The sequence below is a fragment of the Roseovarius sp. MBR-51 genome (genome assembly GCF_053628575.1).
In genome coordinates this window covers 1-13,848 of the sequence record NZ_JBRJGQ010000033.1, presented here as the reverse complement: position 1 = coordinate 13,848, position 13,848 = coordinate 1, and the positions used below count along the sequence as shown (strand labels likewise).

19 protein-coding genes are annotated in these 13,848 nt (G+C 57.8%); 12 read left to right on the top strand and 7 right to left on the bottom strand.

Annotated features, from left to right (window positions below; all coding sequences use genetic code 11):
* Window positions 1-10: 10 nt before the first annotated feature.
* On the bottom strand, window positions 11-697 hold the full coding sequence (locus tag ACSSVY_RS21705) for an ArdC family protein (RefSeq protein ID WP_454272041.1): 687 nt from the start codon (window positions 695-697) through the stop codon (window positions 11-13).
* 596 nt (window positions 698-1,293) lie between these two features.
* Here ACSSVY_RS21705 and ACSSVY_RS21700 point away from each other — a divergent pair.
* On the top strand, window positions 1,294-2,076 hold the full coding sequence (locus tag ACSSVY_RS21700) for a hypothetical protein (protein ID WP_454272040.1): 783 nt from the start codon (window positions 1,294-1,296) through the stop codon (window positions 2,074-2,076).
* A 41-nt stretch (window positions 2,077-2,117) separates the two neighbouring features.
* On the opposite strand, the gene ACSSVY_RS21695 is transcribed toward ACSSVY_RS21700, so the two are convergent.
* Together ACSSVY_RS21695 and mobQ are read right to left on the bottom strand one after the other, a co-directional pair.
* Entirely contained in the window at window positions 2,118-2,540 is a 423-nt protein-coding gene (locus ACSSVY_RS21695) for a hypothetical protein (protein ID WP_454272039.1), read from the bottom strand.
* Window positions 2,537-3,826 carry a MobQ family relaxase gene (gene mobQ, locus ACSSVY_RS21690; RefSeq protein WP_454272037.1) on the bottom strand — a complete coding sequence of 430 codons (1,290 nt, stop codon included), beginning with the start codon at window positions 3,824-3,826 and terminating at the stop codon, window positions 2,537-2,539. Before mobQ ends, ACSSVY_RS21695 begins: the two co-directional genes overlap by 4 nt.
* A gap of 234 nt (window positions 3,827-4,060) precedes the next feature.
* On the opposite strand from mobQ, the gene ACSSVY_RS21685 reads away from it, so the two are divergent.
* From ACSSVY_RS21685 to ACSSVY_RS21675, 3 genes are all read left to right on the top strand, one after another.
* Window positions 4,061-4,348, top strand: a complete 288-nt coding sequence (locus tag ACSSVY_RS21685; protein ID WP_454272035.1) for a hypothetical protein — start codon at window positions 4,061-4,063, stop codon at window positions 4,346-4,348.
* Window positions 4,345-6,189, top strand: a complete 1,845-nt coding sequence (locus ACSSVY_RS21680) for a type IV secretory system conjugative DNA transfer family protein (protein ID WP_454272033.1) — start codon at window positions 4,345-4,347, stop codon at window positions 6,187-6,189. Before ACSSVY_RS21685 ends, ACSSVY_RS21680 begins: the two co-directional genes overlap by 4 nt.
* A gap of 313 nt (window positions 6,190-6,502) precedes the next feature.
* Window positions 6,503-7,567 carry a replication initiator protein A gene (locus ACSSVY_RS21675; RefSeq protein WP_074637844.1) on the top strand — a complete coding sequence of 355 codons (1,065 nt, stop codon included), beginning with the start codon at window positions 6,503-6,505 and terminating at the stop codon, window positions 7,565-7,567.
* Here the strand turns inward: ACSSVY_RS21675 and ACSSVY_RS21670 are convergent.
* The 4 genes from ACSSVY_RS21670 to ACSSVY_RS21655 all read right to left on the bottom strand — a co-directional run bounded on the left by ACSSVY_RS21670 (window position 7,564) and on the right by ACSSVY_RS21655 (window position 9,269).
* Window positions 7,564-7,878: a hypothetical protein gene (locus ACSSVY_RS21670; RefSeq protein WP_454272031.1), complete on the bottom strand. Its 315-nt coding sequence runs from the start codon at window positions 7,876-7,878 to the stop codon at window positions 7,564-7,566. The two genes, ACSSVY_RS21675 and ACSSVY_RS21670, sit on opposite strands and share 4 nt — an antisense overlap.
* Complete coding sequence (locus ACSSVY_RS21665; RefSeq protein WP_066009097.1) at window positions 7,875-8,603, bottom strand: ParA family protein; 729 nt, start codon at window positions 8,601-8,603, stop codon at window positions 7,875-7,877. Before ACSSVY_RS21665 ends, ACSSVY_RS21670 begins: the two co-directional genes overlap by 4 nt.
* A 151-nt stretch (window positions 8,604-8,754) precedes the next feature.
* Window positions 8,755-9,021, bottom strand: coding sequence for a Txe/YoeB family addiction module toxin (locus ACSSVY_RS21660; protein WP_127044728.1), 267 nt, complete (start codon window positions 9,019-9,021; stop codon window positions 8,755-8,757).
* Window positions 9,018-9,269 carry a type II toxin-antitoxin system Phd/YefM family antitoxin gene (locus ACSSVY_RS21655; RefSeq protein ID WP_174861630.1) on the bottom strand — a complete coding sequence of 84 codons (252 nt, stop codon included), beginning with the start codon at window positions 9,267-9,269 and terminating at the stop codon, window positions 9,018-9,020. Before ACSSVY_RS21655 ends, ACSSVY_RS21660 begins: the two co-directional genes overlap by 4 nt.
* A 348-nt stretch (window positions 9,270-9,617) precedes the next feature.
* Here ACSSVY_RS21655 and ACSSVY_RS21650 point away from each other — a divergent pair, with 348 nt between their 5' ends.
* From ACSSVY_RS21650 to ACSSVY_RS21615, 8 genes are all read left to right on the top strand, one after another.
* Window positions 9,618-9,959, top strand: coding sequence for a DUF2853 family protein (locus ACSSVY_RS21650; protein ID WP_454272029.1), 342 nt, complete (start codon window positions 9,618-9,620; stop codon window positions 9,957-9,959).
* 75 nt (window positions 9,960-10,034) lie between these two features.
* Window positions 10,035-10,331: a hypothetical protein gene (locus ACSSVY_RS21645; RefSeq protein ID WP_454272027.1), complete on the top strand. Its 297-nt coding sequence runs from the start codon at window positions 10,035-10,037 to the stop codon at window positions 10,329-10,331.
* Window positions 10,332-10,912: 581 nt separating this feature from the next.
* On the top strand, window positions 10,913-11,542 hold the full coding sequence (locus ACSSVY_RS21640; RefSeq protein ID WP_454272025.1) for a tyrosine-type recombinase/integrase: 630 nt from the start codon (window positions 10,913-10,915) through the stop codon (window positions 11,540-11,542).
* A 5-nt stretch (window positions 11,543-11,547) separates the two neighbouring features.
* Entirely contained in the window at window positions 11,548-11,799 is a 252-nt protein-coding gene (locus ACSSVY_RS21635) for a WGR domain-containing protein (protein ID WP_454272023.1), read from the top strand.
* 164 nt (window positions 11,800-11,963) lie between these two features.
* A complete protein-coding gene (locus tag ACSSVY_RS21630; RefSeq protein WP_152494733.1) occupies window positions 11,964-12,227 on the top strand; it encodes a BrnT family toxin in 264 nt (87 codons plus the stop codon).
* On the top strand, window positions 12,214-12,429 hold the full coding sequence (gene brnA / locus ACSSVY_RS21625; protein WP_037931637.1) for a type II toxin-antitoxin system BrnA family antitoxin: 216 nt from the start codon (window positions 12,214-12,216) through the stop codon (window positions 12,427-12,429). Before ACSSVY_RS21630 ends, brnA begins: the two co-directional genes overlap by 14 nt.
* Before the next feature lie 89 nt (window positions 12,430-12,518).
* Window positions 12,519-13,169 (top strand): N-6 DNA methylase, encoded by a 651-nt coding sequence (locus tag ACSSVY_RS21620; protein WP_454272021.1) that lies wholly within the window; start codon window positions 12,519-12,521, stop codon window positions 13,167-13,169.
* Window positions 13,166-13,786 carry an Eco57I restriction-modification methylase domain-containing protein gene (locus tag ACSSVY_RS21615; protein ID WP_454272019.1) on the top strand — a complete coding sequence of 207 codons (621 nt, stop codon included), beginning with the start codon at window positions 13,166-13,168 and terminating at the stop codon, window positions 13,784-13,786. The genes ACSSVY_RS21620 and ACSSVY_RS21615 overlap by 4 nt, the downstream gene beginning before the upstream one ends.
* Window positions 13,787-13,848 lie beyond the last annotated feature (62 nt).

The following is a 13,848-nucleotide window of genomic DNA, read 5'->3' as shown; positions in this document are numbered from 1 at the left end:
AACTATAGTCTTATGCAGCAGCAAAACGACAAAAACCGCAGGAAACAAGACTTCGCCTGAACAAGCGCGGCATAATCCGAAGCGCGGCATTATGCGTCAACTCATGCGCCAAGGTGCCGTAATATCCTGCGGCCCTGTGAAAGGTCGCGATCGGCGGCATGTGAATGCGGTCGGTCTTGATGTTGTAATAGGCGCGCGGCTCCTCGGTCACGTCGATCTGCGCGCCACTCGCGGCAAAGAACGCCTCCAACTCGGGGTCGGCCACAGTGCCAAGATCACGGGGCGGATCAGGCTGGATATAGAATTCAGTGGGCAGGCCCTCGATCTGATCGGCGTTGAACACACGGTAGGCCTTGGCATAGGGGATCTGGCGTTCCTCGCCGTTCTCGTCCTCACGCTCGACGGTGCCGTATTTCACCACGGTTGCGGATTTCTCGCCCTTGCCGACACGGCCCCCAAGCTGCTTGGCCTGATTGAACGTCATCCAGCGGGCAGAGGTATAGTCCTTGGCCATCGCGGTCGCCCAAAGCATCAGGATATTGATGCCTCGATAGGCTTCGCCGTTGAACCGTTCCGGCAAGCTGACCGATGCCCCGCCGCCGGTCCACGGCTTGCGCCAGGGCGGCGTTCCCGCCTCGATCTGCACGATGATCTGATTGGTGACATGGGAATAAACGTCAAACTTCTCTGCGGTCATTTGTGACCCTCCTTCGAGTGACGCGGTCCGGGTCTCTTCCCCTTTCCGCCGATGGGCGGGCCTTCCTGTTCTGATCTTTGGAATGCCCATGCATTCCGAAGGGCAGAGCAGGTAAGGGCAAAGCCCGTCCTGCGGCCTGGCGGGGCCGTGACAACCGGGTGGAGGGCGTGAATTTGGGAGGGAACCGCGCGCCTGCGCGTGGGAGGAACCGGAATTCTCGATCGGAACCGACGCCGCAGGTGGCGCTTGCCGGTTTTCTCGGACCGGACAGGATGGCAGGCGGATCAACAGGATTTGGAAACGGTCAGGGCCGGGGTGAGCGGGCGTCAGCCCGTCGATCCCCTGCCCTGTCTATCGCTCAAAGCGAGACCGGCGCACTGCCGGGATCACACAATTCAGCCTGATCGAAACACTCGTCGTGTTTACACGGCCATGTAACTGCTGCCGCAATCGGACGGAGCCGCTAGACGTGCAGGCCCTGACGTAATGCCGATAAGAGAATGGACAGGAAGCGTGCGAGAAATGACAGAATAATATTGCGGCCAGAACCGCACCCCCCGTGCTAGGCGTGAAACAAGCAGATTAAGGACGATGCAATGACAGAGCCGATGAATCCAGAACTGCTGAGGGTGGTGGAAAGCGATATGGCGAGATGGGTGCGCGACCGGATCGAGGTATTGCCTGGTCGGGCGAAATTCTGTGCGCATAATGCCGTGCGAAGCCTATACTGGGCGGGCGGGATCGCTACGCTCGAAAGCACGACCTATCGCGAAGGAGAGCGCGGCTATCGTGTACCGGCAACGTTCTTCCTGATGCACGCGCTGGAAGAGGCCGTGGCCGCTTTCATCGCATGCGCCAAGAAAAGCGGCTATACGGCTCTCGCCAAGAAGGTCAGCCCCAAAGACCACGTCCATAAATCAACGCTGCCCTGGCTCTGCGGTCAAATCATCGAATTACTGGGTGCCTACAAGATCGGTTTGGCCTATCAGGCCGATCATGACCGGATTGCGGTCAGATACGAGGACAATGGACAGGTATCATATCAGGTTGCATCAATGCGCTTGCTGGGGTCCGTAGACCAAAACGGCAATTCCAGCGCGTCTTTCGCAGATGACATATACGCCCGTTTCACAAACGAGAAGGATGTCCATCGGCTTTTGAAGGAAGGCTCCGGGGGCCGCAACTATCTCATTTATGCAGATGATAATGGCTTTCGTACCGGCCCCTTGGACCTTGAACGGGAGCTGCGGGAAATAGCCGTAACCGTGACTGGGATCCTCTGGGCGACAGTGGATATGTGGGAACACAAGGGCGAGCGTATCCAGCTTGTCGAAATCATTCTCAAAACCACCCATGAGCTTGCCGAAGCGGCAAAGTGAATGCCGCCTCACATGTGACCAAAAGCTGGCTCGCGCCAGCGCTATTTCAGCCCGAACCGGCTCAAGACGCCACGCCTGCTTTCTTGACCGTCCAAAAGCCGTTTCTCGAACGCAACATTCGACGGCAGGCTCACCAAGGTCAGACGCCACAACGTCTTGTCGTGCGGCCAGCTCGGCGGTCGCCATTCCTGACGTTCCACTCCGACGATCTCCATGCAGTCTGGAAAGTGCAGCCACGGAACCTGCTCGCCACTGGGAGAGTTGCCAACCTGCTCCTGCGGGGCATCGAGGAACGTGAACCCATCTGCCTCCGTCCCGTCCAAAAAGAGGAACCGTGCGGTTTCCTCCTCACCCGGGCAAAGCCCGCTCACGGCAACCCAGTCACCGCAGGTCGGGGCCTTCGCGGCGTCGAGAACAACGCGCCATTTCTTCATCTTGGCCACCTCTCTGTAAATGTCTTTCATCGTTCTCTGTCTCTGTCTCTGTCGCGATCGCGGCCCTGCCCGCGCTCGGACGCAGTATCCCGCCCGCGACCGAGAATGTCATCCCGCCGCCCTTGGTCACGGCCTTCGCCGTCACGGGCGGCAATGTCCCGCTCGACGGCGGCGGCATCACGTTCCTGCCCGATATCACGCCCACGCCCAAGGATGGCGTTCAGACGCTCCCGAATAGGATCGTCGGACGGGGCGCGCTCCCGCCCGACATCCGGCGCTTGAACCTCGGGTCGATCAACATCGCGCCCCAATACCGCCGCCCGACGCGCATCCATGTCGCCCCGATCGGCACCAGCCTGCGGCCTCTCAACCTCGCCCATAAACCTCTCCCTGATCCGTGACATCGCCGCCTCGGCGCGGCCCCATAGCTGATCCAGCCGCTCGCGCGCGGTGGCAATGAAGGCGCGCCCGCGCTCCATCAGCTCAAGACGCAATTCCAACTGCCGCCAGCCCAACTCTTGGCGCTGTGCATTGCGCGCCTGCGCCGCGCGGAAAGCCTCACCGCGCTCCGTGACGATCCCGCGTTTCTCCTGGGCATTGGCCGATGGGCCGATTTTCGGCTCAGGTTCCCGGCTGAGCTCGACCACTTTTTTCTCGTGCTCAAGCGCCAGCTCTTCCTGCCCGCCCCCGCGCGCCCGCTCGACCTGTTGCTCGGCTTCGGCGCGCTGAACATCAAGGGACCGGTGGTCGATCCGCTCCGACCGCCCTGCCCGTTCAAGGGCCGTGTTCGCATCTCGCGCCCAGGCTTCGCGCCAGCCCATCAGCAGGTCCGGCGCATTCCAGCTGCGATCCTTCTTCCCGAACCCCTCGCCGGTCAGCTCGCGCATGGTCAGCATGACATGTGCATGGGGCTGATCGTGGCCATCACGGGCCTTGCCCTCGTGAACGGCCACGTCCGCGATCATGCCGCGATCGACAAATTCTCGCTGCACGAATCCGCGCAACAACTCCAACCTCTCGCCCCGATCAAGCTCACGCGGCAGCGCCACTTCGATCTCGCGAGCAAGTTGGGCGTCACGGCGTTTCTCGACCGCCTCGACCGCATTCCAGAGCTGGTCGCGATCGCGCATCCAGTCGGGCGCATTTTCGGGGGCCATGATCTCGGAATGCACAACTCCGCCCTTGCGGCTGTAGTCATGCTCCAACCCCTGCCGGTCATCCCGCAGCCGCCCAGCCGTTCGGTAGGCGGCGGCTGCGACCGATGACCGGCCCCCTGCCCGGCTGATCACTTTTGCTGTGAAATGATAGATCGCCACGTCTGGGACGCCTCTCTTCAAACAGGGTCCAGCGCCTGGTTGCGCTGGTCGGGAGCGCGAGGGTGAAACCCTCGTTTAGGCGGCATCGCCGCCTTGGGGGAAAGCCGTCCGGCGCGGGGGTTTACCCCCATGAGGACGCGCACGTTGTCGGAGACAATGTATAAGCGCGCATTTGTTTCTTTTCAACATAAGATTCAACCGCTACGTTAATCCCAATATTCCAAAGGTTGCCCCATGTCCCAAAGCCGCCCGCCTGACATTCACCTCGAAGAACTGGCCGAGAAGAAAGCCCAGCTCGACGCTCAAATCGCAGCGCTCGATGCCCGGCGGCGTCTGTCTGAGAAGAAAGACGAAGACCGCCTCAAATGGCTCCTGGGCACTTTGGTCTTCGACCGTTTGAGCGCCGAACCTGCTCTTCAGAGCATCGTGCGGCGCGATCTGCCAGACCGCCTCACCCAGCGGGATCGCGACCGGGGGCTCTGGCAGATTCTGTTTCCCGATAGCGACGAGGACCGGTCATGAGTTTTGTTCTGGAAGCCCGCCACTGGGTGATCATGATCGGCGCTGTGATCGTAGCCGCTGCCGCCCTGATCCTCGCCCCGCAAGCGGTCGCGATCTACCCGGTAACCACCTATGCCTTCCCGATCATCGCCGTGGCCGCGATCCTCGACACCCTCGGGACCACAGCAGAGCGCCTGAGGTGGCCCCTTAAGCTCCTCGCATGGGTCTTCCTGTGCGCAGCCGCCCTCACGGCCCTGATGCCCCTCAGAGGGCCGTTCAGCGACATGCTGGCGACTGTCCAGGCATGGACGGGCGCAGGCTGGCCCCTCCCCCGCGCCATTTGGGAGGGCCTCAAGGGCCTGGCCAGATATTCTGATCCGCAGAAACAGGCCATGGCGATCTCCTTCGCGCTTGGGGCCTTCGGAGTGGCTGTCGCTGTCAGCACCCCGCTGGTGGCGATCTTCAATCCGCGCATTGGCCGCAACCGCAAATCGCGCACTGGCCCGTGGCAAGCGGGATGGATGGACCCGCGCGACATTGCCCAGCTTGTGCGCAACAAGACCGGCCTGCCCCTCGCCCTGCACAAGGGCAAGCTCCTGCGCTACGTCAAAAACGATGCGAAGGGATGGCGCGGCGGGCATCACCTCGTCGTCTCCGGCACACGGGGCGGCAAGGGCGTCAGCGCCGTGATCCCGGCGATCCTCGATCACCAGGGGCCGGTCGTCGTCCTGGACATCAAGGGCGAAAATTTTGCGGTCACGCGGCGGCACCGCGAAGAGCTTGGGCGCAAGGTGGCAGTTCTCAACCCCTTCGGCCTCGTCGAGGATGGACAGGATCAATTCAACCCGCTCGACTACATCCGGCCCCACGAGCTGGCGCGAGACGTGGCCCTGGTTGCGGACGGCCTGGTCAAACCCGAACAGGGAGACGGCGCGCATTTTTCGGAAATGGCCCGCCAGCTGGTCGCGGCGGCAATTGAAGTGGTCGTGACGCAGGAAGAACCCAACCGGCGCAATCTGATCGCCGTCGCCGATCTGCTTCTGTCAGCAAACCTCGACGGCACGCTTGAGGCCTGGGCTGAAAATGGCGACCTTGTCGGCCACCGCCCGGCCCAGACCGCCGCCACCATTCTGCGCGCGGGAGACAGAGAACGCGGGTCGATTCAGACAGCGGTCTCAAAAGCTTTTGAGTGGATGCAGTCCGACAACATGCGCCACTTCCTGGCTGGGTCTAGCTTCCGCATGGATGACCTTCTCGATGATCGGGTCGATCTCTTCATCGCGGTGCCGCTCGACCAGGTGGACAAGCAAGCGATCTTCATGCGCCTGTTTATCAACCTCGTCCTGGGCACGGTCGTGCGCCAGGACGGACGGCGCAAGGTCAAGGCTCCGATCCTGTTGGTTCTCGATGAATTCGTGCGGATGGGTCGCATGGAGCAGATCATGAACATTGCCAACGTCGCCGCAGGAGCCGGTGTGGAAGGGCTGTTCGTCACGCAAGACACGGGTCAGGTCGAAAAGGCCTATGGGCCGAACGATGCCCGCTCGATCTTCGGCTCCTGCATCACCAAGCGCGTGTTCAACCTCAACGATATCGAAACCGCCGAATGGGCTGCGCGGCACCTCGGGGAAAGCACTGTCTATTCTCAGCAAATTCGAGAGGGCAAAGCCCCAAATGAGGGCAGGGATTTTTCCTATTCAGAGCAGCGACAGAAGCTCATGACGGCTGAGCAGATCACGGGTATGAAGGCGGATGATCTGCTGCTGTTGGTGGGCAATCGCAACCCGCTCAAGGCCAAGCAGAATGTGTACTTCAAGAGCAATATCTACCGTGGAAGGTTCGATCAGAACCCCTTGAACTGAGGCACGTTACGCTGCTTTTCGGGCGCATTCTTAGTTGCGAGCACTTCTCCATGTGTTTGGGTTCGGAAAGCCACTGCTGAAATGATGGGAAATTTTGTAGTGTTAAATATGTGTTATATAAGGTGTTACGCTGTGGATAAGTGTTATTAGGGCTATGAATTAATTAGGCTTTTAGAAGTGGCCTGTGTGTAGAGTCACGATAAAGCGTGTGTAAAGACACGAAGGAACGTGTGTAAAGACACGAAAGCTCTGTGCCTGTGTGTGAAATCACGAAAGGGCTTGACCGTGTGTGTGAAATCACGAAACATAGGCCATGGTGTGTGAAATCACGAAAGACGGCGACCGCTCCCCCTTGCTGCCAGATCGGCAGGAACAAGGCGACTTTTTTGTATGCGATATCTTTGATGCCGCACCCAAGGGTGACATGGCTTCGATGGCGCATCCGATTTTTTCGCTTTCTACAAAACCAGATCACCGAGTGCGGCGATACGAAGATGGGACGGGGCGAAACTATCTCGAAGTGAAACCTTCATCCGATGGTCTGGCAACGATCCACGATCGCGATGTGCTGATCTACTGCATCAGTCAAATTATGGCAGCTATCAACAAAGGTCAGAAGGTTTCAAAAATCGTTCGCCTGAAGGCGTTCGACCTTCTGAAAGCAACGAACCGGCCATCCGATGGGCGTGGATATAGCGGCCTTCGAAGCGCCCTCGCCCGGCTGCAAGGGACACAGATTGAGACGAACATCGTGACCGGCGATGTCGAGCAATTGGATATTTTCAGCATCATCGACCGCGCTCGTATCGTACGTGAAACCCGCGATGGTCGAATGCAGGAGATCGAGGTGCAGCTCTCAGATTGGGTGTTCAACGCGATTCAAGCGCATGAAGTTTTGACCCTCCACCGGAACTATTTCCGGCTGCGTAAGCCATTAGAGCGGCGCATCTATGAGATCGCCCGCAAGCACTGTGGCTCGAAGAAAGAGTGGAAAATCAGTCTTTCTGCTTTGCAAGACAAGTGCGGATCGGCTTCGACCTCTCGCGAGTTTAAGCGGCTGGTCGGCAACATTGTCGCTCAAGATGAGGCGTACAATCACATGCCGGACTATTCAGTACGGTTAGACGAAAACATGGTCGTATTTGTAAACCGTCACGCGGAAAAGCCGCAAGCTCTGGCGGCTCCATCCGGGGCGATCCGTTTGAGCCCTGACGTTTATCAGGAAGCTCGTAAGGTTGCGCCGGGATGGGATATCTACACGCTAGAGCAAGAATGGCGCGAATGGATGGCCGACGGTGGTCTTGATGCACCGGCCAACCCGGACCGGGCGTTCTTAGGGTTCTGCCGGAAAATCTTTGAGAAACGCGGCAACCCTTAGCCGCTTCTACCCTTCTGTTCTTCAAGCAACAACTCCAAGCCCTGCCAAAGGGTAAGATCGCGCGTCGAACAAAAAGCCCGGAAATCATCTACTACGCGCTTCGGGCCAGGTATCGAAACTTTGTCCTGCGGCTCTTTGCGTTTGGGACCAGGTTTAAGGCGCGTCGTAGGCTCCCTGTTGACGAAGCCAAGATCGGCACCGGCCTTGACGGCCTCGCTTAATGAGCTGCCATCGACCTTTGGTCGAGCTTTGGGCGCTGGTGTTGTCTTGGGCAGGTCGATCCCGCCTGAGAAGCCGTATTTCCCGCTCATGCCACTTGCTCCTTGGTAAGGGTTGCAATGACGGTTTGTGCGTAGTCGCGGGCATTCTCGATGGCTCCGGTCACCTGCTTCATGGCCTTGTCGGATACAGACGCGGTTTTGCCCTGCATTTCTTGCGTCACGATGTCAGGCAGCTCTGACAAGAGCACACCGTCCCGGAAGATGCGGGTGTAAGGCGCGCGCTTGGCGATCCGAACGGGTAGCGTCGGGATGTTGTTGAGCTCCATTTCTTGCCGCACGTCGCGCTCATCCGTGGTCTGGAACGCGGCGTTGGTGCGAGTGAACAAGAGGGCGTAGTTGATTTGCGCGCGGATCATGTTCGCTGTGGTTTGTACCAAGCGAACCGCTTGCGCGGCTTGCCGGGCTTCCATAGGCGAGCCATCGAGCGGGATGATGCACAAATCTGTCCGCGATAGCGCGAAAGTGACGATCTGATCCTTCGACCCTTCAAGGTCGATAATGAGATAGTCAGCCTCGTCGGATAGGCTGTCGATGAGCTCGACCGTCTCTTCGGCCTGCGGTCGTGCATGAACTGTGAAAGGAACGTCTCTACCCTCGGCTTCGCGCGTCTGGGCCCATGCAAGGATGTTGGCGTTCGGGTCCAGATCGAGAATCGCAACGCGACCGCCAGAAATAGCGATCTGTTCAGCCAAGAGCATGGCGGACGTGGTTTTCCCCGAGCCACCTTTCGGGTTTGCGAAGGTGATTACATACATGGCGGTAGATTGCCTGCGTTTAACTCTAACGTCAACTATGTCGTTAACATTATTTATAGATTTAACTTTAACGACATAGTTGGAGTTAACTTTGAGGATGCTTTGAGACGTTCGACCTCGTCACATTTAGGTCGTTCAACCCTACGGGTTTTCAGTAATGGAACCGCAGTTGCGCAATCTCTAGGCTTTGGCCATCGCCAGCTCCACTGACCCGGTAGACCATTCGATCTTCCTGAGAAATTCGCCGGGACCACCAACCAGTCAAATCGCCCTTCAAAGGTTCCGGCTTGCCGGTTCCCTTGAAGGGGGTCCGCTTGCACTGCTTGATCAGCTCGTTGATCCGGTCACGTACCTTGTCGTTGGTGCTGACCCAGTACTGATAATCTTCCCAGGCCTGATTGGAAAAAACCAGCTTCACTCGGTCAGCTCACGCTCTTCGCCAGTTCCAGCATCGAGTTGCGCGATCGACGCGCGCAAGCGGGATGCGTTTTTAGGTGTGGACAGGAGGTGTAATGTCTCGTTGACGGCGTTCCAGGTTTCCAGGGAAACGACGACGACAGACTCGCCTTTCTTGCGCGTCACGACAACTTCTTGCTTGTCATGGATCGCACGATCCATGACGCCCTTCAGCTGAGCGCGTGCGTCTGAGTAGGTCATAACATCCATGTCGACTCTCCTTGTTGTCGCAACCTTATATGTACAACATTAAGTACAAGTAAAGAGGTTGCGCCAAACAAAGGGTCACATTGACGCGAAGCTCACGCCCCCATGCAAGCTTTTGGTTGAAAGCTCGCATGAAGACATAAAGCGGGTGTTCGTGGACAGCGTGGCGAAATCCCTGTTTGTATCCACTTTACCACATGTCGATGTCGCACCGGGCACGGGTTGCCGCTTTTGTCGCCCAGCTATACCTCGTGGTCAGTCAGGCCGACTTTAAAAGTAGTGACAGTCTTGTCTCGTGGAATTTTGTCGATAGTCTGTGACGGCACACAATTTTGACGGGAGGATACCCGAGTGAGTAAACGGGATGAACTTATCACGCGCTATGCGGATGATCTTAAAAACAAATGCGGAGTCGAGCCAGATTTGGACCTGCTGACAAAAGTGACAATCGGCTGTGGCCCATCGATCTACAATGCGGACTCATCGACCGTCGCGGGGAGCGATGCGTCCGAACTGGAAACCGTCAAGAACAACTTTCTGGTGAAAAAGCTCGGACTGACCGAGTCCCCGGCACTGATGGAAGCGATCCAGAAAGCAATCCAGACCTACGGGAAATCCGAACGCAACAAGTACCGCGCAGTGATCTACTATCTTCTGGTCAAGCACTTCGGAAAAGAGGACGTCTACAGCTAGGATTTAGGCCACCATTGGATAGGGCAGACCGACGTCGGCGACGTCATCAGGCACTAGAATAAGGACAACGCAGACATGGAAGCAATCATTCCCCTCGTCATTCAGGTGATCACCGGCGTCGTCGGCGGGCAGGCCGTCGGTGCGGCGGTTAGGCAAATCGACCTCGGCCAGCTTCCGAAGCTGATCTCCGGGGCCGTTGGCGGTCTGGCAGGCGGCTCAATCATCGGCATCCTCCTTGGCGGCGCCGCAGGTACGGACCCCCAAGCGACAAGCGCCATGGGTGGCTTGCTGGGCGATGTCGTCGGTGGTGCCGGCGGTGGCGCAGTGTTGACCGCAATCGTTGGCGCAGTGATGAAAGCCCTAAAGAAGTAGACCGCCTTCACAGCCTGATATTTGAGCGATCATGTCGCTTCAAGCCTCGACGTCTGCGGCCGTGACCAGCGATTGCGGTTGGCCGCGCGTAAAAATTCGCCATTTTCTCCATTCGGGCGGAGTAGTTGGATCCTTTCCAGCCCCCGTCGATGCGCTGCCCTGTCTATCGCGCAAAAGTGAGCCATTGCCGGGATCACAGATGTCATAGTCAGAATTATCTGTTGCGATCCAACATGATTTCGAATTTCACGGTCGAACTCTCTTATATACCGACAACCCAGATATCGTTCTGATCTTTGCCACCGCCTTCGACCGAGGCCACGCAGCCGACCATGTCGCTCCCAAAGATACTTCCGGGCTTTCAGATACGCTTCAAGGTCGTCCGCATCTGCGACAGAGGCCTGCACTACCGCGAGTGTCGACCTCTGACCCTCATGCGCGCTTTATGATAAAAGCTCGCATGAGCACCCAAGCTAAGAACCCAACAAAACATGGGGAAAGTGCAGCGTCTCACAACATCCCACTTCCGTCATGCAAGGTTTCCAGGTATTATACCGCTATAACCTCGCAAGGATATGCCCGTGAAAGCTGCCGCCCAGACCACCTGGAACAAGGGTCGCGTTGTAGGCAAAAAACCTCCGCTGACGCCCGACCAGGTCTCCCTGATCCGGATGATCCTGCGCCAGGAGAAAGCCCTGCGTGATCTGGCGCTGTTCAACGTGGCCCTCGATACCAGTTTCCGGGGGTCTGACCTGGTACGCCTGCGGGTCTCGGATGTGGCCACCCCGGCAGGGGTGCGCGAAATCGTCGAAATCCGACAAAAGAAAACCGAGACGCGCAATGCGCGTCCGGTCCAAGCGCGCCTGTCCTCCGGGACGCGTGACAGCTTGCGCGCCTATCTCGCAGCTTCAGAAAAGCCGCTGCACGGCTGGCTGTTCACGGGGCAGGGGGCACGGTGGGCCGACACCCACCTCAGCGAAAGCCAGCTTTGGCGGCTGTTCCGCTCCTGGCTGGAAAAGGCCCGCCTCGATCCCAGCCTCTACGGCTTGCATTCGCTGCGCCGGACCTTCCCCACCCACATCTACCAGCAGACCGGCAACCTGCGCGCCGCCCAGCTCCTGCTCGGCCATGCCAGCATTGAAAGCACCAAGGAATACATCGGTACCGAACAGGCTGAAGCGCTGGAAATTGCGCGCAAGTATCACCTGTGACGGCCATGCAGACTTATCTTGAGAAACGCCAGCCTGCGCAGAAAATGGCCCGGTTCTACAGGATGGCAGTGATGCCGAACCTGTTCGGCGAATGGACGCTGTACCGCGAATGGGGCCGCATAGGGCAGGGCGGTCAGGTGCGGATGGATTGGTTCGAGGACGAGAACCAGGCCGTTGCGGCTCTGGTCACACTGGAAGCCTCCAAGCGTCAGCGCGGGTATTGGGTGGAGCCCCAGCAACTGGCGATGTTCAAATGATAGCGTGATGGACTCGCACAAGCCTCTTGACTGGCCAGCAACGCCGCCCGCATGTCCTAAGGACATGCGGGCGGCGTTGCTGCTTTTTAACTGAGTAAATCTCGTCATTGTAGGGTGGCTGAAAAGTATAGTAATTATACCATTTTCAACATATATTGCCCTTCATGAAGTTCGAGTATGACCCCGACAAAAGCGCCGCGAACCGTGAAAAGCACGGGATCGACTTTGATGAGGCCCAGGCTCTCTGGGATGATCCTTATCTGATCGAGGCCCCTGCCAACGTCACGGATGAGCCACGCTTTCTGGCGGTTGGCATGATCGGGGCCAGGCACTGGACGGCTGTCTACACATACCGGAGCGACCGGGTGCGGATCATCTCCGTGCGCCGCGCTCGCACGCAGGAGATTGACCACTATGAAAGCGACTGAATTCGACGAACGGTTTGAGGCGGGCGAAGACATGTCCGCCCATGTCGATTGGACAAAGGCGCGCCGCCTCAATGTCGAGGCCAAGCGGGTGAACGTAGATTTCCCGACTTGGGTCGTCGCAGGCCTGGACCGGCAGGCCCAGAAGCTCGGCATCACCCGTCAGGCACTGATCAAGATGTGGATCGCTGAACGCCTAGAGTGAGGCGCGCGCTGGCCCGATCGCGCCGGGCATTTCGCCAAATAATTCAATACGCCCTTGGATAAAGCTTTGCCTGCTGACATGAATAAACCATGAGCCTGATCAAGTCGAAAAAACGCGTAGCCGATCATGGCGAAGTATTCACCCCGGAATGGATGGTGGATGCTATGCTTGATCTGGTGAAAGAAGAGTCTGAGAGGATCGACTCACGGTTTCTTGAACCTGCCTGTGGTAGTGGCAATTTTCTTGTGAAGGTCCTCAAGCGGAAGCTTTGCGCAGTCGAATTGAAATTCGGGAAATCCGAATTTGAAAAGCGGCAATACGCACTTCTCGCCCTCATGTGCGCTTACGGCATCGAGCTTCTGGAAGACAACATTATCGAATGCCGCGCCAACATGCTCGAAGTGCTGGTCGATTACCTCAGGATCGACGAAGCAGATGATCTGTACAGGGCCGCTTGCCATGTGCTGTCACTGAATCTGATCGAGGGCGATGCCCTGTCGATGAAGGGGCATGACGGCGCGCCGATCACCTTTTCCGAGTGGGGCTATCTGGGCAAGGGCAAGTTCCAGCGGCGGGATTTCAGGCTGGACGTACTGACCGGCTCTTCGGCCTTTAGCGCCGAAGGAACCTTGTTCTCTCACCTAGGCAAGCATGAGATTTTCACGCCCACGAAGACTTACCCGCCGATGACCGTTCGTGATCTGGCCGCACGGGGCGACAACCCGCAGGAGGCCGCATGAATATTGAAGAGGGCTTTGCCTTACGCGGGCGCAACCCGGATGTCCTGACCTGTATCGCGAACCTGTCGAACGATGAGGTCTTCACCCCCCCTGAATTTGCCAACCAGATGCTGGACACAGTAGCTGCGGCTTGGGCGGCGGATCATAATGGCGCGGATATTTGGGCTGATGGAACCGTTAAATTTCTCGATCCCTTCACAAAGTCGGGCGTGTTCCTTCGTGAGATCACTCAACGACTAATCCGAGGGTTAGAACCCCAAATACCTGATCTGCAAGAACGGGTGGACCACATCCTGACTCAGCAAGTCTTTGGCATTGCGATCACAAAGATTACAAGCTTGATGGCACGTCGAAGCGTCTACTGTTCAAAATCAGCAAATGGACAGCACTCCGTAACTAAAAAGTTTGACTGCGAGTCTGGGAATATTTGGTTTGAACGAACGGAGCATAGTTGGAGTTCGCAGGAGAAGTGCAAATACTGCGGGGTCAGCAAAGCCACTTTGAACCGGGGCGATGATCGAGAAAGCTATGCCTATGCATTCATACACACAGACAACATCAAAGCTTGGATTGCTAAGCTATTTTGTGAACGGCGGAGCAATACTCGGCCACGGTAGCGACGGCATAGTGTTGTCGCGGGCGGCGTAAAAGTCGTCCACTTTTGCCCTTTCGGATTTCG

Bases quoted from the DNA above. Each gene is read 5' to 3' on its own strand.
- ACSSVY_RS21700 (WP_454272040.1), top strand. From the start codon at position 1,294: ATGACAGAGCCGATGAATCCAGAACTGCTGAGGGTGGTGGAAAGCGAT.
- brnA (WP_037931637.1), top strand. From the start codon at position 12,214: ATGAAAGCGACTGAATTCGACGAACGGTTTGAGGCGGGCGAAGACATG.
- ACSSVY_RS21685 (WP_454272035.1), top strand. From the start codon at position 4,061: ATGTCCCAAAGCCGCCCGCCTGACATTCACCTCGAAGAACTGGCCGAG.
- ACSSVY_RS21630 (WP_152494733.1), top strand. From the start codon at position 11,964: ATGAAGTTCGAGTATGACCCCGACAAAAGCGCCGCGAACCGTGAAAAG.
- ACSSVY_RS21655 (WP_174861630.1), bottom strand. From the start codon at position 9,269: ATGGATGTTATGACCTACTCAGACGCACGCGCTCAGCTGAAGGGCGTC.
- ACSSVY_RS21675 (WP_074637844.1), top strand. From the start codon at position 6,503: ATGGTGTGTGAAATCACGAAAGACGGCGACCGCTCCCCCTTGCTGCCA.
- ACSSVY_RS21635 (WP_454272023.1), top strand. From the start codon at position 11,548: ATGCAGACTTATCTTGAGAAACGCCAGCCTGCGCAGAAAATGGCCCGG.
- ACSSVY_RS21620 (WP_454272021.1), top strand. From the start codon at position 12,519: ATGAGCCTGATCAAGTCGAAAAAACGCGTAGCCGATCATGGCGAAGTA.
- ACSSVY_RS21665 (WP_066009097.1), bottom strand. From the start codon at position 8,603: ATGTATGTAATCACCTTCGCAAACCCGAAAGGTGGCTCGGGGAAAACC.
- ACSSVY_RS21695 (WP_454272039.1), bottom strand. From the start codon at position 2,540: ATGAAAGACATTTACAGAGAGGTGGCCAAGATGAAGAAATGGCGCGTT.
- ACSSVY_RS21705 (WP_454272041.1), bottom strand. From the start codon at position 697: ATGACCGCAGAGAAGTTTGACGTTTATTCCCATGTCACCAATCAGATC.
- ACSSVY_RS21670 (WP_454272031.1), bottom strand. From the start codon at position 7,878: ATGAGCGGGAAATACGGCTTCTCAGGCGGGATCGACCTGCCCAAGACA.
- ACSSVY_RS21680 (WP_454272033.1), top strand. From the start codon at position 4,345: ATGAGTTTTGTTCTGGAAGCCCGCCACTGGGTGATCATGATCGGCGCT.
- ACSSVY_RS21615 (WP_454272019.1), top strand. From the start codon at position 13,166: ATGAATATTGAAGAGGGCTTTGCCTTACGCGGGCGCAACCCGGATGTC.
- ACSSVY_RS21645 (WP_454272027.1), top strand. From the start codon at position 10,035: ATGGAAGCAATCATTCCCCTCGTCATTCAGGTGATCACCGGCGTCGTC.